Source organism: Flavobacterium psychraerolatum, from assembly GCF_025960985.1.
In the GTDB taxonomy this organism is placed as follows: Bacteria; Bacteroidota; Bacteroidia; order Flavobacteriales; family Flavobacteriaceae; genus Flavobacterium.
Genome location: NZ_JAOQMX010000025.1, coordinates 41,198 through 64,778, shown reverse-complemented (window position 1 = coordinate 64,778; position 23,581 = coordinate 41,198). Strand labels below are relative to the sequence as shown.

The following is a 23,581-nucleotide window of genomic DNA, read 5'->3' as shown; positions in this document are numbered from 1 at the left end:
GAGCTTGCTACGAAGCCTTGTTAAATTTACGCATATTTCATTTGGTGTACAAATATTTAGGAAGAATATTTGGGTTAAAATTAATTTTGAAAAAAAGAGGTTTTTAGACAGTTTGACGTTCCCGCGCTTGGCGTCAGTTGCGAACTTCGGAACTGATTATTTTCCACTAAGATAATATTTCTTGCGAAACGTGAACGTGAATTTACCACAAAATTCGCAATTGCGCCAAACGTGTGTTGGCAGATCGGTTTTATTTTTCGTTAATCTTGAATGCCTGTTAAAATTCCATTTTCAAAATATAAATACTTTTTTAAACTGTAAACATATTGCTCTTGTGTTCCATATGCGTTTGTCGTTCGGTTAATATCATATGGTTTTCCCCATGAAGCGATGCACATTGATTTTGTCCATCCTATTTTAACTTTATGATTTAAAATAGCTTCTCCGTTTTCTTTTCCGTATTTATTGATTATAAGATTTCTTCGTTTTTCATTTTCTAATTTACGTGTGGTCTTAATTTCAATCTCTTGTTTTTTTTGTTTTTTATTTATTGCTATTTGTTTTATAGCATCTTTTTTTCTTTGTTCTTTTTCAACTAAATCATTTATCTTTTTTTGGTTTACGTATTGTATTGAATCATTTTTTGCTTTTTGTTTAAGTTCTACATAATAAATGCTGTCAGATTGTTTTTTTTCCTTGTAAATTTTATCAATTCTTTGCTTTTCAATTTCAGCATTTTTTTTAACTAAATCATTATGTTCTTTGATTCTTTCCGTTTCTTTATCTTCTTTAGTTTTGTAATAGGAAGCCTCTTTTCTATAATTTTCTATATTAAAAGTTAATTTGTATGATTTTGCAATGTTAGTAAGGTTATTAAATCGTCTTTCAATTTCATTTGGATTGTCTTGTATTTGACCACTACTTCTGGCATCTAAATAGGCTTCTATACTAATTACAGCAACAGCAACAGCGTAGTTATTAACTTCGTATGGACTATTAGTAAGAGCAACTAATTTATGATATTCTGTACCATTATAACGTTGGATTTTAATTGTGTCAGAATCTGTTATAATATAGCTACGTATATTTTGTAGAAATGGCGTTTTCTTTTGTCCGTATGTTACAATACTCATTACCAATAAGATAAAAGTAACTATTCCTTTTTTCATCATTGTGAAGAAAATTTAAGCATTGCATCTAAAAATCCTTTCGTTTTAGATATTTCATAAGCGGTATAATGACTAAAAACAGCAATTTGAAAAGCTTCAGGCAAATCTAATTCAGTTTTCTTTTTTAGTAATTCGCTTCTTAATTCTGCTTTTTCAGTTTTATCGTCAGAATTATAATATTTAATTATCAAATCTTTTAGTTCCATTTTGTTATTAATTAAGTTATTGAATTCTCCTGCGTTTTCCCAAACTGTCTGCCAACGTTCCCAGGCTTTGCGTGGTTGCGAACTTCGGAACCGAGGTTTTTCTGTTACTACAAAATTTCTTGCGAAAGATAAACGTGAATTTACCACATAATTCGCAATCACGCAAAACCTGTGTTGGCAGTAGTTATTTTATTGATTAAATTCTGTTTTATTTAATAACAATACTTGTCCATTAGGTAATTTTACCAAATCTCCGTATTCAATTTTTACATTTTGTTGTACAAAATTTGGACATATTTTTTTAATGTAATTTACATTTGTTTCTTGTTCAATTAGTTTTGATAATTCTATGCCAGCTTTTGTAAATACTAGCACTTGAATAGCTTGTTTCGGTGTGTTTTCTGGTCTATTAAGCACAATAGCTTTATTTCCATATTCAATAACATCCATTCTATTATTCTGTTCAGTAGCATAAAAGGAAAATTCTAGATTATTTTCACTTGACAAAAGACCAAGTTCAGTAAGTAATAATCTATCTGTAAATTTAATACCGAATTCATCTTCCAAAAATTTTCCGTTATCTTGATTGAAAACCATACTTGTGTTTCCAACAACAAGTTTAAGATTGGAAAATTTTGTAAAAATTTCTGCTTCTTCTTTAGACAAGTTTTTTAAAAGTTCTAAAGTTCTTAATGAAAATGACTTTGGCTGTTTAATTTCGCCTGCAAGTATTCTACCCCAAAGATTTTGCATTTCTTCGTCAGAAATATCTTCAGCAATATTGAAAAATCTTGTAGTCCAATCATTTTCCACGTTTTCATTAGAAACTTCCTCTTCTTGATTTAATTGATTTGCAGCAATTTGAGCAATATTATCAATATTTAGTTGTTTTCTAGTTTCTTGATGAATTATTCTTTCTTGAATATTTTCATAAAGTTCTAAATCAATTAATTTACCTTCAGCAAGAGCATTTGCCTTCGCTTTTTCAATTATTACAATTTTATAAGCCTCTGCTTCAGCTTCTTTTCTAATTGATCTTGGTTTGTATAATGTACCAATTCCTTGGCTAATTACATCAATTAGTTTTTCAATTGGTTTTCCTTCAAATTTGATTAATCCCATTTGTTATCCTTCGGTTTTTTATAATTACTGCCAACGTTTTGCCACTTTGAGATGGCTGGAAGTTCGTAACCGCTCAATTTTCGGCTTAAGGAAAACTTGATGCGAAACGATAATTCCACTAAATTCCAGCTAGCTCAAAATGGCTGTTAGCTGTAGTCATTTTATTCTTTACGTACGAAATCTTCCTCGTTCTTTATTATTTTTGAGACTTTATTAAATCCGGATTCTGAACTAATCCCGCTTAAAGTTTTACCTAAAATCCAATCATAATCATTTAGCTTACTTTTAAAGATGATTTCTTCGAAATTGGATAAAACATCATTATTGAAAGTGTTTTCAAAATGTTTTTTTAATAAGTCAGAAATGATATAATTTATTGATTTGCAACCTAAAGTTTTTTGAATATAGAAACTTGGATTGTAAACGATTGATTTGTATTGAGTATCAATATCAATAACTTTATGCGGATCAAGAAAAGCATTTGGCCATTTCTTATTTACAATTTTCCAAGATTCAATAATAAAATCACTAATTTCTTTAGCCGAGTTTCTTGAAAAGTCTATTAATTCTTGATTTTCCAATGAACTGACAATTTTAGAATTCTTATTGATGTAACTTGTTATAATTCCTGAAATAGCCTCACTAAATGCTTTCACTCCTATAATTCCAATTTTATGTTCAGAATGTATATCAATTTTTATCGCATTTTGCCAAACATTTTCTAAAGTGAAATCTTCATTCAGGTAATATGCTGTATTTATGGCAATATGTTGGTTTAATTCACTTTTACCTATTTTGTTTTCTATGATTCTGTAATCATATTTTGCAAGTTCAATTAAGTCAGTTTTTAATCTTTTTGCTTTTGAGTTTATGTTACTAAATATTTCCATTTCGATAGATCTTTTGTTTTCAGGAGTAATGATTATGGATATTTGTAAACCCAAGTCATTTAAAGAGGGATCATTTTTTAATGCATTTTCTAGACCTAATAGTCTGTGTTGACCATCCACAACTCTAAAAATCTGACCATCAATTTTTTCAAAATTTAAATAAATAATACCATCACCTTTCTCCTCAGTGACAATATCTTTTAATCTTGATTCATCAATCGCTAAGATGATTGAATTAGGAAATATAAAATCTTTTGTTTCAATGTATTTTTTAATGTTTAAGAAATGTTTTTCATCTTGGGCTCTTTGATATCCACCCTCATTAATGCCATATATTAGAGTTTTACTTATGCGGTTAGTTAGACCGAATGGTAATACAGTTGAAACTAGATCATACTTTGATTGCTTATATTTGATACCTGGGAAATTCATAATTTAATTTAAGCTACTTATTAGTTTAGACAGATTTGATGTGATTGAACTTTTGGAGTCAATAGATAATTTTTCTATTTCACTTTTTGTTTGCTCAAGTTTTTGTGTTAATTGATCTTTGTCGATGGTTTGACAATATTCAGAAATGTTACCATTAAAAGTAAAAATTGAGTAAACTGAAATGATTTGTTCAATTAAGTATTGTTCTAATTCTAAAACTTCAATTGCATCTATTAGAATTTTTAAATTATCAATGTGATTGTATAAATTCTTAGTGTTTAAGATATATTCTTTACAATCATAACTTAAACAAGCTTTAAAAATGGTTTCAACAATGAAAGATGCTAATTCTTCATCCTGAATTAGTCTATTTTCAATAATCATTTTAATATATGATTGTTTTATTAAATTGAAATAATTATCTAAGTTATTCTGTAAATTGTTTTGATCTATAGGTGTGTCAAGATTTGAGAGAATTATTGATTCAAAAATCTGAAGGTCAAAATTTTCATTTCGGTATTTAATATAAGAACTAAATTTTTCAATTTCTAACGATTGATATTCTGTGTTAATATCAGGATTGTCTAAAATATTTCCATTTACCTGACTTATGTTATAACAGATTGAAGCAATTTTTTTAAAATTATACGATATTCCATTGAGTTTTTCTCGAATTGTTTTTGAAAAATTTTCTTCAAATTGGTTGATGAATAAAATAACTCTTGAATTAATTGAAAAATTATCATTAGCATTTCTAATTTCTTGAAGAAAGCCATCAATTTCAATTAATAGTTTCCCGATATGATTCATTGATTGTTGTGCTAGATCCCTGACAGGTGTTACTTTGTAATCTTTATAAAAGATTGAGTGTTCCATGTCTCCCCAAGCTGATTCAAGTTTGCTTTTGATTTGCAGTTCAAACTTCCAATCTTCAAATTGACATCTTATTTTATATATGTTTAAACCATTTTGCATTCGAACTGGTTGTTTTTTTAGATCATCTTCATTTAATTCAATGCCTTTACTTTTAGCATTTGTGATAAAATTTGACGAACTAATTAACTTATACATATTGATTGTGTCAATATTTAAATCCGTTAAAATTTTGATCCCAATAATATCATCAACTTCTTTCAGTTTGGATTTAAGCTCAAGTTGATTAAAGTTTTCTATATCTTCTAAAATTAAATCAAATTCGTTATAATCATTGTTTCTAATTAGTTTTTCAGACAAACTATTTGATTCTTTAACTCTAGAAACAACACTATAGAATTTTAACTTTCTGACACTATTGTGTTTAGATAAATTAAATTCTTCTGCATAATCCTGAATAATATCAGAAAGTACTTTTTTTAGTCTTGCCTCGCAAGCAATAAATTCTTCTCGAAAATCCTCAAATTTTATGACTATTTTTTCAATCCTAATTAATTTATCTGCAATTGCTCTCATTTAGTTTTTAGTGTGGTGTTATTTATGATTACAGCTAACTTCTATATAGTCGAAACAAACCTTCGTATATACACCCAAAATTAGGTGGCTTGGCGAATGTTTATTTCGCTTTATTGTTAAATCAAATGTAATAAATAATTCTTACAAACTATCAAAAATACGTTCTATTTGTAAGACATTTTCAAAATCATAATTATGAAAACAAAATCGCTCTAACTAGCCCCGATAGTAGTGAAAATCCTCTTGTATTGCGATAGCAAATACAAGAGATTGCAACGCATAGCGGGAGCAGAAGTTATTATGAAAACCAATCCTACTGCTACAAAAGAAAGCAAAAAACAAATCACAAAAAAATCCCCAACTACTTTCGTAATTGGGGATTTAGCCTTCTGTAAAAGAGAAGTATTATTTAACAACAACCCATTGGCCTGTTGCAACTAATGTTTCTGCTTTTTTATATTTCATCTCTTGCGTTTGTCCACTAGCTACATTTTGAATAGTAACGGTGTCATTGCGATTGATTTTTGGCATATCACGAGTGATCGTTTCTGTCACTTGACGTTGTTGTGTATCGCCAGCTTCACGATTGGCAGCTTCGCTAGAAACGATTTCGTCTTTTTGAATGGTTAAATTTTCTTTTGGACGAGGTAATTCTATTGCTTCATGAATGATCTCTGGAGCCGACTGCTGAGGTAAATCTCCTTTGAAAAGGAAAGAAATCACTTCTTTGTTGATACCGTTAAGCATTCCTGTGAACAAGTTAAAGGCTTCGAATTTGTAGATAAGCAATGGGTCTTTTTGCTCGTGAACTGCCAATTGAACCGATTGTTTCAATTCGTCCATTTTGCGTAAATGTTTTTTCCAAGCTTCATCAACTATCGATAGTGTGATATTTTTTTCAAAATCAGCTACTAATTGTTTTCCTTGTGAATCGTATGCTTTTTTAAGGTCTGTTACTACGTTCAGTGATTTTACACCATCTGTGAACGGAACGACAATACGTTCGTAACTGTTACTTATGTCTTCGTAAACTCCTGCAATGATAGGGTAAGCTTCTCTAGCGCTACGTTCTGTTTTCTCGGTATAATATTTTAATGCTTCTTTGTAAATTTTACCTGTTAATTCAATGTCTGTTAGTTTTACAAATTCAGCTTCGCTCACTGGGGAAGTGATAGAGAAATAACGAATTGTATCAAATTCAAATGCTTTGAAGTCATTTGTTGCTTTACTACTTTGAACTACCACTTCGCAGGTATCATACAGCATATTGGCGATATCCAATTTCAAGCGTTCTCCAAACAAAGCGTGACGACGACGTTTGTACACTACTTCACGTTGTGCATTCATTACATCATCATACTCTAATAAACGCTTACGAACACCAAAGTTATTTTCTTCGACTTTCTTTTGAGCGCGCTCAATAGACTTGGTCATCATAGAGTGTTGGATTACTTCTCCTTCTTCTAGTCCCATTCTGTCCATTACTTTGGCTACTCTTTCTGATCCAAACAAACGCATTAAGTTGTCTTCTAGCGAAACGTAGAATTGAGAACTTCCCACATCTCCTTGACGTCCTGCACGACCACGTAACTGACGGTCTACACGACGAGAATCATGACGTTCTGTACCTACAATTGCCAATCCACCTGCTGCTTTAACCTCAGCAGATAATTTGATATCCGTTCCACGACCCGCCATATTGGTGGCAATAGTAACGACTCCTGGTTTTCCTGCATCTTCTACGATTTGCGCCTCTTGTTTGTGCATTTTGGCATTCAAAACGTTATGAGTAACCCCTCTCATTTTAAGCATACGGCTTAATAATTCGGAGATTTCTACAGAGGTTGTTCCAATTAATACTGGACGACCTGCTTTTGATAATTCGGTTACATCCTCGATAACGGCGTTGAATTTCTCACGTGTCGTTTTGTAGATGAAATCTTCTTTATCGTGTCTTGCCATTGGTCTGTTTGTCGGAATTTCAACAACATCCAATTTATAGATTTCCCAAAGCTCTCCAGCTTCAGTCACCGCTGTTCCAGTCATACCACCTAATTTGTTGTACATTCTGAAATAGTTTTGCAAAGTTACCGTTGCAAAAGTTTGAGTAGCGGCTTCGATTTTTACGTTCTCTTTGGCTTCAATCGCTTGGTGTAATCCGTCAGAATAACGACGACCGTCCATGATACGACCTGTTTGCTCATCGACAATCATGATTTTGTTGTCCATGATTACGTATTCTACATCTTTTTCGAACAAAGAATACGCTTTTAACAATTGTGTTAAGGTATGAATACGCTCACTCTTAATGCTAAAATCTTGGAACAAATGTTCTTTTTCATCTGCTTCAGCATCTTTGTCTAGGTTTTTCTTTTCAATGCGGGCAATCTCTGTTCCAATATCTGGAAGTACAAAGAAATCTGCATCTGTATCTCCAGAAAGGTATTTGATACCGTTGTCTGTCAATTCAACTTGATTGTTTTTTTCTTCGATAACAAAGTACAATGCTTCATCAATCTTATGCATTTCACGGTTGTTGTCCTGCATGTAGCTATTTTCCGTTTTTTGAAGCAATTGTTTGATTCCTTCTTCACTTAAGAATTTAATCAAGGCTTTGTTTCTTGGCAAACTTCTGTAAGCTCTCAACAATAATACACCACCTTCTTTGGTGTTACCCTCTTTGATTAATTTTTTAGCTTCAGACAAAAAACCGTTTGCTAGTTGACGTTGTAAGGTCACTAGGTTTTCGATTTTTGGTTTCAATTCATTAAATTCATGACGGTCTCCTTGAGGAACTGGTCCAGAAATAATCAATGGTGTTCTAGCATCATCAATTAAAACAGAATCGACCTCATCGACAATCGCAAAATTATGTTTGCGTTGAACCAAATCATCTGGTGAATGGGTCATGTTGTCTCTTAGGTAGTCAAAACCAAATTCGTTATTGGTCCCATAAGTAATGTCTGCGTTGTAGGCTGCTTTTCTTCCGTCAGAGCTTGGTTGATGATTGTCAATACAATCCACAGTCATACCGTGAAATTCGAACAATGGTGCTTTCCAAGTACTATCACGTTTTGCCAAGTAATCATTCACAGTTACCAAGTGTACTCCGTTTCCTGTCAAGGCATTCAAGTACATTGGTAGGGTAGCCACTAATGTTTTTCCCTCTCCCGTTTGCATTTCGGCTACTTTACCTTGGTGCAATACCATACCACCAATCAACTGAACGTCGTAGTGAATCATATCCCAAGTGATAGCTTTACCAGCAGCATTCCATTGGTTTTGCCAAACCGATTTATCTCCTTCAATAGAAACGTAAGGTTTCAAGGCAGAGAAAACTCTATCTTGCTCTGTAGCCGTTACTGTAATTTGAGCATTGTCTTTGAAACGTCTTGCTGTTTCTTTTACAACTGCAAAAGCTTCTGGAAGAATTTCAAGCAATGTTTTTTCAGAAATCTCATAAGCTTCTTTTTCAAGCGCATCGATTTTTTCGTAAAGATCTTCTCTTTGATCAATGTCTTCAGTAGCTTCAACTTCTTCTTTTAACGAATTTATTTTATCGTCAATAGCAGTACGTGCTTCTTTGATTTGATTTTTGAAATAATATGTTCGGGCTCTTAAATCATCATGTGATAATGTGATTAAAGTGCTTTCAAACGATTTTATTTTCTTAAGATAAGGCTGTAATGCCTTAACATCTTTCTCGGATTTGTCTCCAACAAAGGCTTTTAGAATGCTGTTTATAAAACTCATAATAGTTTATATTGCTAAATTGTTTTTTTGTTCCTATGTTTAACCAAAAAAAAAGCCTCGGATTGAGACTTTTTTCTTTGCTTTATTTTCTAATATTCGTCCTCATTCCAAAGATAATCTTCGTCAGTTGGGTAATCAGGCCAAATTTCTTCCATTGATTCATATATCTCGCCTTCGTCTTCAATAGACTGAAGGTTTTCTACCACTTCTAACGGTGCTCCTGCACGTATAGCGTAGTCAATAAGTTCGTCTTTGTTAGCAGGCCATGGTGCATCACTTAGGTAGGATGCTAATTCTAATGTCCAATACATCTTTTTATTGATTTAGTTTTTGCAAAAATAAATTTTTTACTGAAAAATACAAGTAAAAAAAGTTTTTTTTATAATAAAATTAAGAACGTCGTTTTTGAGTTTTGAATTATAAGTTATAAATTATTGAAAAATTACACTCAAAACTCCTAATTTATAACTCCTAATTATTTTCTCGGTATCCATTTCACTTCTTCAGCGTTTAAGTCAAAACTCAACTTTCGTGCCAAGACAAAAAGGTAGTCAGAAAGTCGGTTTAGGTAGTGAATCGTCAGTTCTTCAATAGGTTCATCATGGTTTAAATGTACTGCTAGGCGTTCGGCTCTTCGACAAACACAGCGTGCTATATGACAATATGACACTGTAGTATGTCCACCCGGTAACACAAAATGCGTCATAGGAGGTAAAGTAAACTCCATTGTATCAATTTCATTTTCTAATAATTGAAGATCACTTTCAATGATACCAAGATTCTTTAATCGCGGTTGTCCATTTTTTAAAAGTTCCTTTTCGGGAGGAGTAGCCAAAATTGCGCCCACCGTAAAAAGGCGGTCCTGAATTTCGATCAATACTTCCTTATAATGTGTGTCTATATCTTGATCACGAATCAATCCTATATATGAATTTAACTCGTCTACAGTACCATAACTATCTATTCGTATGTGATCTTTAGGAACGCGAGTACCTCCAAAAAGTGCTGTGGTTCCACCGTCACCGGTTTTGGTATATATTTTCATTTTTTAACTATTTAGGATTTTGAAAAGGATTATAATTAGGTCTCACATACTCCAGCTTTTAACTCATAACTCATAAACTCTAATTTATAACTTCTAACTTTTGAGGGTATCGCTTTCGACTAACCCATCTCTTAATCGAATAATTCTATTGGCATGTTCTGCGATATCTTCCTCATGTGTTACTAGTATAACTGTATTACCGTTTGCATGAATTTCGTCAAAAAGCGCCATAATTTCAACAGACGTTTTACTATCAAGATTTCCTGTAGGCTCATCGGCAAGAATAATAGATGGTTTGTTAACCAATGCTCTCGCGATGGCAACTCTTTGCCTTTGCCCACCAGAAAGTTGGTTGGGTTGGTGGTCCATACGATCAGCAAGTCCTACTTGTGTTAATACTTCTTCGGCTCTTTTCTTTCGGTCTGATTTAACAAAACCTGCATAAATCATTGGTAGTGCAACATTGTCGATAGCATCCATGCGAGGTAGTAAGTTGAAGGTTTGAAATACAAAACCAATTTCTTTGTTTCGAATACCTGCCAACTCATCATCTTTCATTTTGCTAACATCTTTTCCATTTAAAACGTAATTCCCAGAGGTGGGTGTATCCAGACAACCCAAAAGATTCATTAAAGTCGATTTTCCTGAACCAGACGGCCCCATCAAAGCAACATATTCACCTTTGTTAATTTCCAAATCAATGCCTTTGAGCACGTAAACGGTTTCTTCACCCAAGGCAAAATTACGTTTGATATTTGATATTTTTATTAATGGGTTTGCCATTGCTGTCATCTGTTAATGAATTTATTTTTCTACTTTTTAAAAGTACAAAAGACTTTTTAATTATACGGAAATTGCTCGGAAATAGATTAGTAGATATAAAATAGAAAAACTAATCTGTAATTTTATAAATCGCCATAATATCCTTTAATATAGCATCAAAATCAATATTGAGGTCTATTAGATTTCCAGTATGAATGTCAAATATCCATCCGTATACTTTTAAACTTCGCTCTGTATTGGCTTTTTGAACCTCGGCAGTTTTTATGATGTTGATGCACTGCTCTTGAACATTTAGCTCTACCAATCTTTTGTATTTATCCTCTTCATTCGTTAAGACATCCAATTCTTTGCGGTGAATTCTGTATACATCACGAATATTTCTTAACCAAGGATTCAAAATTCCTAAATCAGATTGTTGCATGGCTGCATGTACACCACCACAACCATAGTGACCACATACTACAATATGGTTCACCTTGAGATGCATGACTGCGTAATTAATTACCGACATCGAATTGAGATCGGTATTGGGGACCATGTTTGCAATGTTTCGGTGAACGAATACATTTCCGGGTTGTAAACCCATCAATTCCTCAGCAGAAACACGACTATCGGAACAACCAATATATAAAAATTCTGGATTTTGTCCTTTGCCTAGTTCATCAAAATAATGTTCATTAGTTTGAAGTTGCTTGGCAACCCATTTTTTATTGTTTTCGAAAATTTGCTCAATATTCATAATGAAATTTTAAATTTAGGTTCTAATAATAAAATGCTCTTTGGGTTGTTCTCTTCGAAAGAAAACCAATCCCCATTGAAAAGTATCAATAGTAGCAGTTACCTTGGAATGTTGTTTAATAGTATTCCAAGCTTCTTCCATCTCTTTGGACCAATGAATGTCATCAAAAATCCAAACAGTGTCATTGGTAATCGTAGAGAGCAACTGTTCAAAATAGGCTAAAGTAGCTTTTTTTGAATGGTTACCGTCAAAATAAATAAGGTCAAAAGTTTCCTTTTCAATAGATAATTTCTCAAATGAAGCTTCAAACTCACCCACTACAGTTTGGATATTTTTCAAACCAAATTTTGTGAACTGTAATTGTGCTTGTGCGGCTGTTTGCGAACAACCCTCTAGTGTCGTTATAGTCGCTTTTGGATTTCCTATTGCCAAAGCAGAGGTAGCCAACCCTAATGAAGTTCCTAGTTCTAATATGTTTTTTGGTTCGAAATAACTACTAATGCGATATAATAATTCGGCTCTTTTAGATTTTATTCCAGCCGTCTTTGCTATTTGTGCTATAATGCGATGATTGGACTGAAAAACCTTCGAACCAGCTCCGAAATCAACAATTTCGATGCTTTTGGTGTTATCAAGTAGTTTTTTTCGAAATTGTTTTAGAGTGGTGTAATCACTTTTTGTCTTTGTATCATAAAAACATTTTGTAATCAAAGTGAAAACAAAAGGAGAATGAACTGCATGCTCATTTTTGGAATACCAAAAAAACTGGAGGTATGATTTTATTTGGAATAGCATAGCAAATAAGATATTTTTCAAAAAAGTCCGAAGGTAGTGATATTAAGTACAAAAATCAATTGGTAATCAAACCTGATAATTTACCTACTTCTTAAAAGGAAACATTAAAATTAGTATTGAATGTGTAGTTATGCAATATTCTCAAATGGATATTAAATTTAAGAGCAAACAAATTTTTGAAGCAAATTTGTAGTATTTTTTTAAATGAGTTTTAAATAATTAAGGTTTTTTACTATAAGATTTTTTTTATGTTTTTATAGTTTAACAAATTTGTTATGATTCATTATAATTTTACTGTATGTAGCTATTTTACTGTGTGTTTTAATTATTGGGGTTACTCAAATAAGGCAATTTTTACTTTTTTATTTATTTTTATTTTATAAAAAAAATAAAAAATATGCTTTTTGACGATAAATTATTACATTTGATCGATAATTAACTTGTAGATGACTTTAAATAAATCTAATGTTTTACTATTATTAACTCTAATTTCTTCCTGTGTAAGTGCACAAGTTAAGATAGGAGATAATCCATCTGTAATTAATGGTAATTCCTTATTAGAATTAGAAAGTACTAATAAGGTTTTGGTATTAAGTAGATTGACTTCAGCTCAGATGAATGCCATAATTCCTTTGCATGGAGCATTAATATATAATACAGACGAGAAATGTATTTTTATGTTTCAAGAAGTATCTTGGAAAAGTTTATGTGTTAATGGAACAGCTGTTACAACAGCAACGGTAGCTCCAACTATAAACAATATAGGTGATTTCTGGGTTAACAATTCAAAAGCTAGAGATATTATAAGTGTTTGGAATGGTAGTACTTGGATACCAATAAATTCAAATCCTAAAAGTGGCTTGGGAAATCCAAATTCTCAAGTAGATTTAAGTCCTAAAATTGGGGATATTTATATAGATGAAACCAATGGGGATATTTATATTTATAATGGAACAACTTGGGCTAATTATACAGCCAATTCTAAAGTTTCAGTAGCAAACGGTTTAACAATTGATGCGGGCAATACAATTCAACTAGGTGGTACTTTGACCAAAGAAACTACAATAACAACAAATGGCTCAAATACATTAGCGATTACTGGCTTGGAGGATACAATTGATATAGATGCAAATAATATCATTGTTGTTAATAAAGCAACAGGTACCTTAAAAAGAATTGAAGCTTCTGCATTATTAAGAGAAGAAGAAATTGTTATTACTGCAACCAATGGTCAAAGTCAGTTTTCTCCACCTTATCCAATAGCAAATCCAAAACAAATTGACGTGTATCGTAATGGCGTTCGAATTGCTTTTACGGTTGTGAATACTACTACTATAGAGCTAGAAGCAGAAGCAATTTGCTATCAAGGTGATAAAATTAGAATAGTTCAATTTTATTAAAAGAAAATAATAAAACCCAAATATATAAATTTAAATAAATCGAAAATGAAAAAAAGTTTACAAAACAAGTTGAAATTAGGATTGGTAGCAATATGTATGTTATCAGTTGGTGCGGTTAGTGCACAAAAAGTTACAGGGGATGTGACAAAAACAGAAGATGCAAGTAAATCTAAAGTACTTAATGGAACTATTAGAGTTGTTGACAACAAGGGAACTAAAAAGTTCTTGCAAGTTAAAAATGGTTTGACTTTGCTTACAGATGCAACTCCAGACGGAGGTATTGTATCAACTTGGCAACTTGGTGGTACTTTATCTGATAACACTTACATTGATGCAACAGGAAAGATATTTTCATTAGATGGTTTAAAATTAGTAGCACCTACTACAGCCGCTGCCACAGCTGCAACTACGCAATCTATTGGTTCTAATGGAACAACCATATCGGGTACTGGCACAGCTGCTACGGAAACTGGTTGGACAGTTTTGATTAGAGATGAAAAAACAGGTGAGATTCAAAAATTATTAGTTACAGATTTAGTAAAAGGTGGTCATTTAGAAGTAGCTGCAGCCGCTGATGCTACTCAACCAACACTTACAGATATTACTATACCATTGGCTTATGAAAAAGTGTGGGTATATAGAAATGGAGCAAAATTAAGAGCTAATGTAGATTATACAATCGCTACTGGTGGTGTTGTTACTTTAGATACAACTGCTTTAGCTCCAAATGACTGGGCTATTTATAAAGGTGACGTGTTTGAAGTACAATGGATTCAGTAATATAAATTACTTAAAAAAAATTATTTCTTGTTTGAATACATGAAGAGTTGATTATAAAAAATCAACTCTTCAAAACAAGGAAAACTAGATTATCCAATACCTTTTTTAGATTAATAATAATAAGTATAAATGTTTTATAAAAATATCAAGCAGTTTTTATTATTTTCCTTATGTTTGTTTTTTGTGCAAATAGCTATTGCACAAGAAGTTACTGTAATTAATCAAAAAGGAACAAAAATAAATGTTGTCAATAATAAAGTAACAACTTCAGCTACTGCACCATCCAACCCATTTGAGGGTGATGTTTGGTATGATAGCAGTACAACACCATCAACAGTAAAAATTTATGATGATGTAAGTGGTTGGCTTATTATGGAGCATAAAGGTACTACAGGTTCTGTGTTTTTTGCAGGTGCAAATGGTTTACCTACCGAAAATAATTCGCAATTATTTTGGGATAGTACGAATAATAGATTGGGCGTAGGAACAAACAGTCCTACTAATAAATTTGAAGTTAGTGGTGCAATTGGTGCTCAAGGAATACTGAATTCCGACGGAACAGAAAACGAACCTGCCTTCCGTTTTAAAGACGACACCAATACAGGGATGTACAGTCCCGCAGCAGATGAAATTGGATTTACTGTAGGGGGTGTAGAAGCGATGAAAATTGATGAACCTACTACCGGTAATACTGTTGTAATTGTTAACCAAACGCTAGAATTGCAAGGTAAATTGCTGGATAAAAGTAATTCTGCTGGTACTGCTGGTCAGGTGTTATCGTCAACTGCAACTGGAACAAGTTGGATTAATAGCGCTAATGGTTCTGAGACTAAAGTTACTGTGGCAGGAATCAATACAATTTCGGGAGCAGGGACAACCGCTTCACCTTATTTAATTACAGGAACAGAAGTTGACGGAAGTATAACAAATGAAATTAATACAAGTGTTGCCTCTTCTGTAAATACTTTAACAGTAACAGACTCAGGAGGTGCAAAATCTGCACCGATTGTTAATTCAAATACGCTGAGCATCACTTCTGGAGCTATCACAAGTACAGTAAACGGCGTGGCTTCTACAGCGATTACCTTACCAGTTGCTAATGGTTCTGAAACCAAAGTTACTGTGGCAGGAATCAATTCAATTTCTGGAGCAGGGACAACCGCTTCTCCTTATTTAATTACAGGAACAGAAGTTGACGGAAGTGTAACAAATGAAATTAATACAAGTGTTGCCTCTTCTGTAAATACTTTAACAGTAACAGACTCAGGAGGTGCAAAATCTGCACCGATTGTTAATTCAAATGCGCTTAGCATCACTTCTGGAGCTATCACAAGTACAGTAAACGGCGTGGCTTCTACAGCGATTACCTTACCAGTTGCTAATGGTTCTGAAACCAAAGTTACTGCAGCAGGAATCAATTCAATTTCGGGAGCAGGGACAACCGCTTCACCTTATTTAATTACAGGAACAGAAGTTGACGGAAGTGTAACAAATGAAATTAATACAAGTGTTGCCTCTTCTGTAAATACTTTAACAGTAACAGACTCAGGAGGTGCAAAATCTGCACCGATTGTTAATTCAAATGCGCTGAGCATCGCTTCTGGAGCTATCACAAGTACAGTAAACGGCGTGGCTTCTACAGCAATTGCCTTACCAATTGCAGATGGTTCTGAGACTAAAGTTACTGCAGCAGGAATTAATGCAATTTCTGGAGCAGGGACAACCGCTTCTCCTTATTTAATTACAGGAACAGAAGTTGACGGAAGTATAACAAATGAAATTAATACAAGTGTTGCCTCTTCTGTAAATACTTTAACAGTAACAGACTCAGGAGGTGCAAAATCTGCACCGATTGTTAATTCAAATGCGCTGAGCATCGCTTCTGGAGCTATCACAAGTACTGTCAACGGCGTGGCTTCTACAGCAATTGCCTTACCAATTGCAGATGGTTCTGAGACCAAAGTTACTGCAGCAGGAATTAATGCAATTTCGGGAGCAGGAACAACCGCTTCTCCTTATTTAATTACAGGAACAGAAATTGATGGAAGTGTCACTAATGAACTTCAAACGCTAAGCCAATCAATAGGGGCTTCAGCAACAGGAGATATCACATTAAGTAATAGTGGAGGTACTGCCAAAGTTGTAAGTGCCAACGCTAATAATCAAATAACAGCAGGTACTGATGGAGGTGCTTATTTATCCGCTGTAGTAATCGTCGTACCTAAAACAGCAAATTACACATTAGTAGCTGCAGATAACGGAAAAGTTTTTACTTTTAATAGTGCAGCAGCAGTTACCCTTACAGTACCAACAGGCTTGACCATTGGCTATAATGTAAGTATTTATCAAACAGGGATAGGGAACGTAACAATTGCAGGAGGAGCTACCATATTAAATAGATTATCACGTTTTAAGACTGCTGGTAAGGATGCTGGAGTAGGTCTTATAATTACTGCTACTAATACAGCTCATCTAACAGGAGACTTAAAAAAATAGTATGAAAAGCTTTATTCTAAATATACTTTTTTTATGTTCGTTATCTGGCTACAGTCAAATAGCAAACTACAATCAGTTTCCCACAATGAAACCACTACATATTCTCGATGAAAAATTAGATAATATTAGTTTTGCTTTTTCGATGCGAGTGTTAGAAAGTGACTATGAAGGTCCTTTAATTAGATTGAGAAAAGCTCGTATTGCTGGAGTTCTGATTGATGAGGAAAAAGATTTTGGTTGGGCAGATAATGACATTGTTGATGTTGCAGCTATTGATGCTTGGCGAGGTACAAGTGAAGTATATGTTACTATTTGGTATGATCAAAGTGGTTTAGGAAGAAATGCAGTTCAAACAAATATACTTTTCCAACCTGTATTTTACACAAATACTGTTCTACCCTATTTTCAAGGTGATGGAATAAATGATTTTTTAACTGTTTCAGGTGGTGGTATTCAAGTTGTAACTACTAATGGTGTTCAAGGTACTGTAATTGGAACAATGAGAGCAACAAACAGAAATCAACACTCCTTTGGTGTATTGACAGGTAGTGATCGTTGGTCTTCACATGTTAACTGGAGTGATGGAAGTCTCTATTTTGATCCCGGTTTTTGTTGTAATAATCCTCGATCTTTTAATAATAGCGGGAAAGCCGGTTTTTGGGATATCTATACTTTTATAAAAACAGCAACCAACGCGATTGTCCGTTCAACATTAGTAGAACGCTTTAACGGAACACATACATCAGGAAGATGTACTCGGACTGAAAATTTTGCAATTTGTTGGGCAGCAGGTGATGGTACTATTAATTATGCAACTACTGGTTTTAATGAATTAATAATGTATAAAACAGATATCGCCGCAACACAATATCAAGAAATTGAGAGTGATTCAAAAACTTTTTGGGGTATATAATTAAATAAAATGAAAAAATTATTGTTCCTTTTTTTGTTAATTGTTACGTTGCTTAATGTGAATGCACAATCTGCATTTTACAATAATGGTAATGTGCAAATACATGAAAATGGCCAAGTCGGTTTTCATACCAATTTAATAAATGATGGAGTCTTTGATAAAAATGAAGGATTAGTAGGTTTCTATAGCATAAAAGATTACTTAGTGGTTGCGGGGAAGAATGAAGCCATATTTAAAAATATAGAAATTGATGTATTTGACAACTTGTATTTAAATACTTCTATAGGGTTAACAAATGATTTGTTATTTATAAGTGGGAAAGTAGTAACTCCAAGAGATGATATAACAGTTAGTCTTGACTTTTTAAAACATCAGTTGTATGTAGGGGAAGGGAATGCTACCCATGTTGACGGCTATGCAAAAGTTATAAACGAAGGCGAGTTTGTTTTTCCAATTGGTGATGATCACTCTTTTAGACCCATGATTCTTCAAAATCAGGAAAAAAATAGTATTTATAAAGGAGCCTATTTTAGAGAAGATCCCAGTTCTCCTTCTACATTTAGTCCAGGGTTTAGCACTTCTAAAATGCAAAATGTTTTAAAAAGTATCAATACAGTTGAGTTTTGGGATTTAGACGGAGCAATAGAGACGTCGATTAAACTAACTTGGGATCGAGATAGTGATCTTAAAGCTTTTGCAGAAAATATGCAAAGCCTAAGAGTGGTTGGTTGGAGTAAAGAATTAAATGTATGGGTTGAATTAGGAAATAAAATTACTACTGGAAGCTTGGATGAAGGTACAATTGAATCCAATGTTTTCTTACCAGATAATTTTGAAGCTATTACTATCGGGAGTATTGCTGATATCAATAATGTAGTAAATCGTAATTATGGGATTTCTCCAAATGGTGACGGTGTGAATGATACGTTTGTAATCGAGGGAATTTCACTTAGTTCAAATAATACTTTATCTATTTATAATCGATGGGGTGTTTTAGTTTATTCTAAAAACGGATATGATAATTCATGGGGAGGTATTTCTCAAAATAAATTGACTATTAATGCTTCACAAGGTTTGCCTGAAGGAACTTATTTTTATGTGATCGAATTTCACGATAAAGGCAAGAGTTGGCAAGGTTATGTTTATATAAAACGCAAATAAATTTTTTACTATTCGAATATAATACTCTTTGTATGTACTTTCAAACGAATAGTTATCTAAATTGTTTTCAATTTAATTGTTTTTATAATAATGAGAATGGAGGTATTCAGCTCTTGATTATATAAATTCTGTACTAAATGATCAAAAATGATTAATAGTAAGTGAAAAACAAAATCTAAAAATCATAACAGTTTAAAAACTATCTTTGCAGCCTTGGATTTTCAGCCAAGATTGATCTTTTTTTATGATACACCAAGAAGAAATTGACGAAAATATAGTAATAAATACAGCTGAAATAGCTCGTTGTATTGCCCTCCTTTCACTACTTACAAACCATACCGATCAAATATTTGATATTCCAATAGAACAGCGTACGGCATTAATCAAAGCTGCAGGACAATTTGCAAGACCAGATCGAGACGAGCTTTCGCGCCGTAAAAAAGACGGAGCAAAAGCCGCCAAACGAAAAATGGAAAAGCGTGATCGTACGGCTAGAAAAGAAACGGGTATACGCTCTGCTCGCGAATCGGCTATTTTTATGGCGCCCAAATTATTGGCTGCGGCAGAATTAGAAAATAAAGAAACCTTGGAACTTGAAACCCCAAGACAATGCTATGTTTGTAAAACTGATTTCACCAAAATGCATCATTTTTATGACAGCATGTGTACAGATTGTGGAGATTACAACTATGCCAAACGTTTTCAAACTGCAGATGTCAAAGGGCAAATCGCAGTGGTGACTGGTTCACGATTAAAAATTGGGTACCATATTACCTTAATGTTATTGCGTGGTGGAGCTACGGTGGTGGCAACAACTCGTTTTCCGGTAGATTCGGCATTGCGTTTTGCGCAAGAGACTGATTTTAGCGAATGGGAACATCGCTTAAAAATTCATGGTTTGGACTTGCGCCACATTCCAAGTGTAGAGATTTTTTGCAATTATATCGAGCAACAATACGGGCGGTTGGATATTTTAATCAATAATGCAGCTCAAACAGTCCGACGTCCTTCAGGTTTTTATACTCATTTGATGAAAAATGAAGTGCGTCCAATCCAAACCTTACCTTCACAAGCTCAAACCTTACTGTCAGACCATACCCATTGTTTGGCCGAATTAAAAGTATTGACGGCAGGTGCTTCCTCCAATCAGAATATGCCTGTTACTTGGCATGGCCCAGAACCTGGAATCGGACTAAGAGCTTCGGCACAGTTATCCCAAATTCCCTACTCATTTGACAAAGCGCTAGTAACCAATGAAGTTTTTCCTGACGGAGAATTGGATGCCGATTTGCAACAGGTTGATTTACGAAAAACCAATAGTTGGAGATTAAAACTAGGACAAATTGAAACTACAGAAATGATCGAGGTACAGTTGGTTAATTCAGTAGCGCCATTTGTGCTCTGTAATCGTTTGTCTGAATTGATGAAAAAAGACAATACAGGACAAAAGCACATTATAAATGTGTCGGCTATGGAGGGTAAGTTTTACCGTGATTTTAAGGAAGATCGCCATCCACATACTAATATGGCCAAAGCTGCTTTAAACATGTTAACCCATACCGCTGCACGAACTCTGGCCAAAGACGGGATTTTTATGAATGCTGTGGATACTGGTTGGGTAACAGACGAAGACCCAGCCGAACTAGCCAAAAAGAAACAAGAACAGCAAGATTTTCAACCTCCGTTGGACATTGTTGATGGTGCCGCAAGAGTGATGGATCCATTGTTGGACGGTATAAATACAGGAAAACACTGGTGCGGAAAGTTTTTGAAAGACTATAATCCTATCGCTTGGTAAGAATAAAAAGATTTTAACTATGATATAATATCTATGTTTTGAGTGCTATTATTACTTTAGAACTTAAAAAAGAATGGGTATAAATTAGCGCCTTTCTTTTCGAAAAACAAAATAGAAAGATATTTTTTTATAACCTTTGAATTCAAAAAAAATCAAACAGTTATGAGCAAGACAAAATTGACAATCAACAACAATGGATCTATAAAAATCGAAGGAGATTTTGAAATCGTAGATGCATCAGGTAATGTATATGGGTTAGAAGGAAGAGCCGCTTTGGGACTTTGTCGTTGTGGACTATCAGCAAACAAACCATTTTGTGATGGATCACACCGCAACAGTTTTGAGCACGAATCAAAAGCATTTGATTTGCCTCCGATGAAAACTAAATAATATTTTTGATTTATAGAAAAAGCTGCATTTTTAAAGAATGCAGCTTTTTTTTGCTCAATATAATCTTGCGTAAGGGGTAGAAACGGGATTTTTATGTAGTATTAAAAGAAGTGAGACACGTACAAAATACAATTAGTATTCTAAACTCATGAGTAATCTGGGCGTGTCCCTCCGTAAAAACTTCGGGCCGGGCTATACATTACAAGTCCTCAACAAGTTTCGCTATCGCTACACTTGTTTGTGGGCTTTCCATTTCTATCCCTCACGCAAAAAAAAATTCGACTTACAAATGAATGCAAATCGATTTTTTAAAAGTACTATATTTTTATTTTTTTTTCCTCAAGGACGAGTAAGGATATTACCCCTCCATCTTAGCACTTAATTCGAACCAACGTTCTTCTTTGGCTTCCATTTTATTGATGAGGTTTTGCAATTCGTTTCCTTTCTTTTCGATATCTGCTTCGGCTACTTTTCCTTCTGAGAACAGTAACTCAATTTTACCTTTTTGCTCTTCGAGATCTTTGATCTCTTTTTCTATCTTCTGAAATTCTTTTTGCTCATTGAAAGTAAGATTTCCAGTTGGATTTTTTTGTTTCCATTCTTTCTTTTCGGCTTTGTTGTCTTCTTTTTGCGCTACTTCGGCACTGTCTTCATACGCTCTAAAATCAGAGTAGTTTCCGGGGAAGTTTTCGACTTCACCATTTCCTCTAAAAATAAATAAGTGATCAACAATTTTGTCCATAAAGTAACGGTCATGCGATACCACAAGCAAACAACCTGGGTAATCCAACAAGAAACTTTCAAGAACATTTAAGGTCACAATATCCAAATCGTTGGTTGGCTCATCGAGAATCAAGAAATTTGGATTCTGAATCAAAACCGTACACAAGTACAAACGTTTCAACTCACCACCACTCAATTTCTCTACATAATCGTATTGTTTTTTGGCATCAAATAAGAAACGTTCCAACAATTGGGAAGCCGAAATAATTCTACCTTTTGAAAGCGGAATAAATTCTCCGTATTCTTTAATAATGTCAATCACACGCTGACCCGGTTTCGGATTGATTCCGCTTTGGGTGTAGTATCCTATTTTGATGGTTTCACCCACTACAACTTTCCCACTGTCAAGTGGTAAAGTACCGGTAAGTAAGTTCAAGAAAGTTGATTTTCCAGTTCCGTTTTTACCAATGATTCCAATACGTTCTCCACGCTGAAAATCAAACGAAAAATTGTCTAGAATAACGTGGTCCTTGAATTTTTTTGATATTTTGTGTAGCTCGATGATCTTGCTACCCATGCGCTCCATGTTGATTTCGAGTTCTACTTTGTTCTCTTTTCTACGGCTTTGCGCTTTCTCTTTAATATCATAAAAGTCATCTTGACGCGATTTAGATTTGGTCGTTCTCGCTTTTGGTTGGCGGCGCATCCATTCTAATTCTTTTACAAAAAGATTTTGTGCTTTATCTACACTAGCGTTTTCAGAGGCAATTCGCTCTTCTTTTTTCTCTAGGTAGTAGGAGTAGTTTCCTTTGTACTGGTATATTTTTCCGTTATCCAATTCGATAATCTCATTGCACACACGCTCTAGGAAGAAACGGTCGTGCGTAACCATGAACAACGTAATGTTTTCTTTGGTGAAATAACTTTCTAACCATTCGATCATTTCTAAGTCCAAGTGATTGGTAGGCTCATCAAGAATCAATAAATCAGGTCTGTTGATTAGAATTATGGCCAATGACAAACGCTTTTTTTGTCCACCCGAAAGGTTTTTTACTTTCAGTTTGAAGTCTTCTAACTTCAATTTGAATAAAATTTGTTTGTATTGCGTCTCAAAATCCCAAGCATTGTGTTGGTCCATTCCGTCAAAAGCTTTTTGATAAGCATCTTCGTCTTCTGGGTTTTCCAATGCTTTTTCGTAAGCCTCAATTACTTTTAAGCTTTCGTTATCCGATGCAAAAATGCTTTCTTCAATCGTTAGCTCATCTTGTAGGTTGTTATCTTGCGACAAAAACGCCATTCGAATACTTTTTCTCAGTACAACCTGTCCCGTATCTGGCTCGTCAAAACCATTGATAATGTTCATTATGGTTGTTTTTCCAGAACCATTTTTGGCTATGAAAGCAATTTTTTGATCTTTGTTGATTCCAAAAGATACGTTGTCAAACAAGACGCGTTCACCAAAGGATTTCGAAATATTTTCTACAGATAAGTAATTCACAAGAGTAATTTTTTTGCAAAAGTAAGCTATTCAACTGTA

General features: G+C 33.8%; 19 protein-coding genes. 7 read left to right on the top strand and 12 right to left on the bottom strand.

The window, feature by feature from the left end; translation table 11 throughout:
- Positions 1-260: 260 nt before the first annotated feature.
- The 11 genes from M2326_RS10670 to M2326_RS10620 all read right to left on the bottom strand — a co-directional run bounded on the left by M2326_RS10670 (position 261) and on the right by M2326_RS10620 (position 12,383).
- On the bottom strand, positions 261-1,172 hold the full coding sequence (locus M2326_RS10670) for a hypothetical protein (protein WP_264619548.1): 912 nt from the start codon (positions 1,170-1,172) through the stop codon (positions 261-263).
- A complete protein-coding gene (locus M2326_RS10665) occupies positions 1,169-1,537 on the bottom strand; it encodes a hypothetical protein (RefSeq protein WP_264619547.1) in 369 nt (122 codons plus the stop codon). Before M2326_RS10665 ends, M2326_RS10670 begins: the two co-directional genes overlap by 4 nt.
- Before the next feature lie 27 nt (positions 1,538-1,564).
- Complete coding sequence (locus M2326_RS10660) at positions 1,565-2,497, bottom strand: DUF2806 domain-containing protein (RefSeq protein ID WP_264619546.1); 933 nt, start codon at positions 2,495-2,497, stop codon at positions 1,565-1,567.
- Between the two features lie 161 nt (positions 2,498-2,658).
- On the bottom strand, positions 2,659-3,819 hold the full coding sequence (locus M2326_RS10655) for a DGQHR domain-containing protein (protein WP_264619545.1): 1,161 nt from the start codon (positions 3,817-3,819) through the stop codon (positions 2,659-2,661).
- Between the two features lie 3 nt (positions 3,820-3,822).
- The gene (locus M2326_RS10650) at positions 3,823-5,268 is read right to left on the bottom strand and encodes a nucleotidyltransferase family protein (protein ID WP_264619544.1); all 1,446 of its coding nucleotides are present in this window, start codon (positions 5,266-5,268) and stop codon (positions 3,823-3,825) included.
- 405 nt (positions 5,269-5,673) lie between these two features.
- On the bottom strand, positions 5,674-9,021 hold the full coding sequence (gene secA / locus M2326_RS10645) for a preprotein translocase subunit SecA (RefSeq protein WP_264619543.1): 3,348 nt from the start codon (positions 9,019-9,021) through the stop codon (positions 5,674-5,676).
- Positions 9,022-9,110: 89 nt separating this feature from the next.
- Complete coding sequence (locus tag M2326_RS10640) at positions 9,111-9,332, bottom strand: DUF2795 domain-containing protein (RefSeq protein WP_007138072.1); 222 nt, start codon at positions 9,330-9,332, stop codon at positions 9,111-9,113.
- 164 nt (positions 9,333-9,496) lie between these two features.
- Positions 9,497-10,066, bottom strand: coding sequence for a cob(I)yrinic acid a,c-diamide adenosyltransferase (locus tag M2326_RS10635; RefSeq protein ID WP_264619542.1), 570 nt, complete (start codon positions 10,064-10,066; stop codon positions 9,497-9,499).
- Positions 10,067-10,159: 93 nt separating this feature from the next.
- On the bottom strand, positions 10,160-10,849 hold the full coding sequence (locus tag M2326_RS10630; RefSeq protein ID WP_264619541.1) for an ABC transporter ATP-binding protein: 690 nt from the start codon (positions 10,847-10,849) through the stop codon (positions 10,160-10,162).
- Between the two features lie 109 nt (positions 10,850-10,958).
- Positions 10,959-11,588 (bottom strand): carbonic anhydrase, encoded by a 630-nt coding sequence (locus M2326_RS10625; RefSeq protein WP_264619540.1) that lies wholly within the window; start codon positions 11,586-11,588, stop codon positions 10,959-10,961.
- A 15-nt stretch (positions 11,589-11,603) separates the two neighbouring features.
- On the bottom strand, positions 11,604-12,383 hold the full coding sequence (locus M2326_RS10620) for an O-methyltransferase (RefSeq protein WP_264619539.1): 780 nt from the start codon (positions 12,381-12,383) through the stop codon (positions 11,604-11,606).
- A 446-nt stretch (positions 12,384-12,829) separates the two neighbouring features.
- Between M2326_RS10620 and M2326_RS10615 the strand changes: the two genes are divergently transcribed.
- The 7 genes from M2326_RS10615 (at position 12,830) to M2326_RS10585 (ending at position 21,321) form a co-directional block, all read left to right on the top strand.
- The gene (locus M2326_RS10615; RefSeq protein ID WP_264619538.1) at positions 12,830-13,783 is read left to right on the top strand and encodes a hypothetical protein; all 954 of its coding nucleotides are present in this window, start codon (positions 12,830-12,832) and stop codon (positions 13,781-13,783) included.
- 45 nt (positions 13,784-13,828) lie between these two features.
- Positions 13,829-14,563 (top strand): hypothetical protein, encoded by a 735-nt coding sequence (locus M2326_RS10610; RefSeq protein ID WP_264619537.1) that lies wholly within the window; start codon positions 13,829-13,831, stop codon positions 14,561-14,563.
- A gap of 129 nt (positions 14,564-14,692) precedes the next feature.
- On the top strand, positions 14,693-17,059 hold the full coding sequence (locus M2326_RS10605) for a beta strand repeat-containing protein (protein WP_264619536.1): 2,367 nt from the start codon (positions 14,693-14,695) through the stop codon (positions 17,057-17,059).
- An 85-nt stretch (positions 17,060-17,144) separates the two neighbouring features.
- Positions 17,145-17,972, top strand: coding sequence for a hypothetical protein (locus M2326_RS10600; protein ID WP_264619535.1), 828 nt, complete (start codon positions 17,145-17,147; stop codon positions 17,970-17,972).
- A 9-nt stretch (positions 17,973-17,981) separates the two neighbouring features.
- Positions 17,982-19,133, top strand: coding sequence for a gliding motility-associated C-terminal domain-containing protein (locus M2326_RS10595; protein WP_264619534.1), 1,152 nt, complete (start codon positions 17,982-17,984; stop codon positions 19,131-19,133).
- Between the two features lie 244 nt (positions 19,134-19,377).
- Positions 19,378-20,931: an SDR family oxidoreductase gene (locus M2326_RS10590; protein WP_264619533.1), complete on the top strand. Its 1,554-nt coding sequence runs from the start codon at positions 19,378-19,380 to the stop codon at positions 20,929-20,931.
- Between the two features lie 162 nt (positions 20,932-21,093).
- On the top strand, positions 21,094-21,321 hold the full coding sequence (locus M2326_RS10585) for a CDGSH iron-sulfur domain-containing protein (protein WP_108740696.1): 228 nt from the start codon (positions 21,094-21,096) through the stop codon (positions 21,319-21,321).
- A gap of 358 nt (positions 21,322-21,679) precedes the next feature.
- Here M2326_RS10585 and M2326_RS10580 read toward each other — a convergent pair whose 3' ends face one another.
- Positions 21,680-23,542, bottom strand: coding sequence for an ABC-F family ATP-binding cassette domain-containing protein (locus tag M2326_RS10580; protein WP_264619532.1), 1,863 nt, complete (start codon positions 23,540-23,542; stop codon positions 21,680-21,682).
- Between the last annotated feature and the right edge of the window lie 39 nt (positions 23,543-23,581).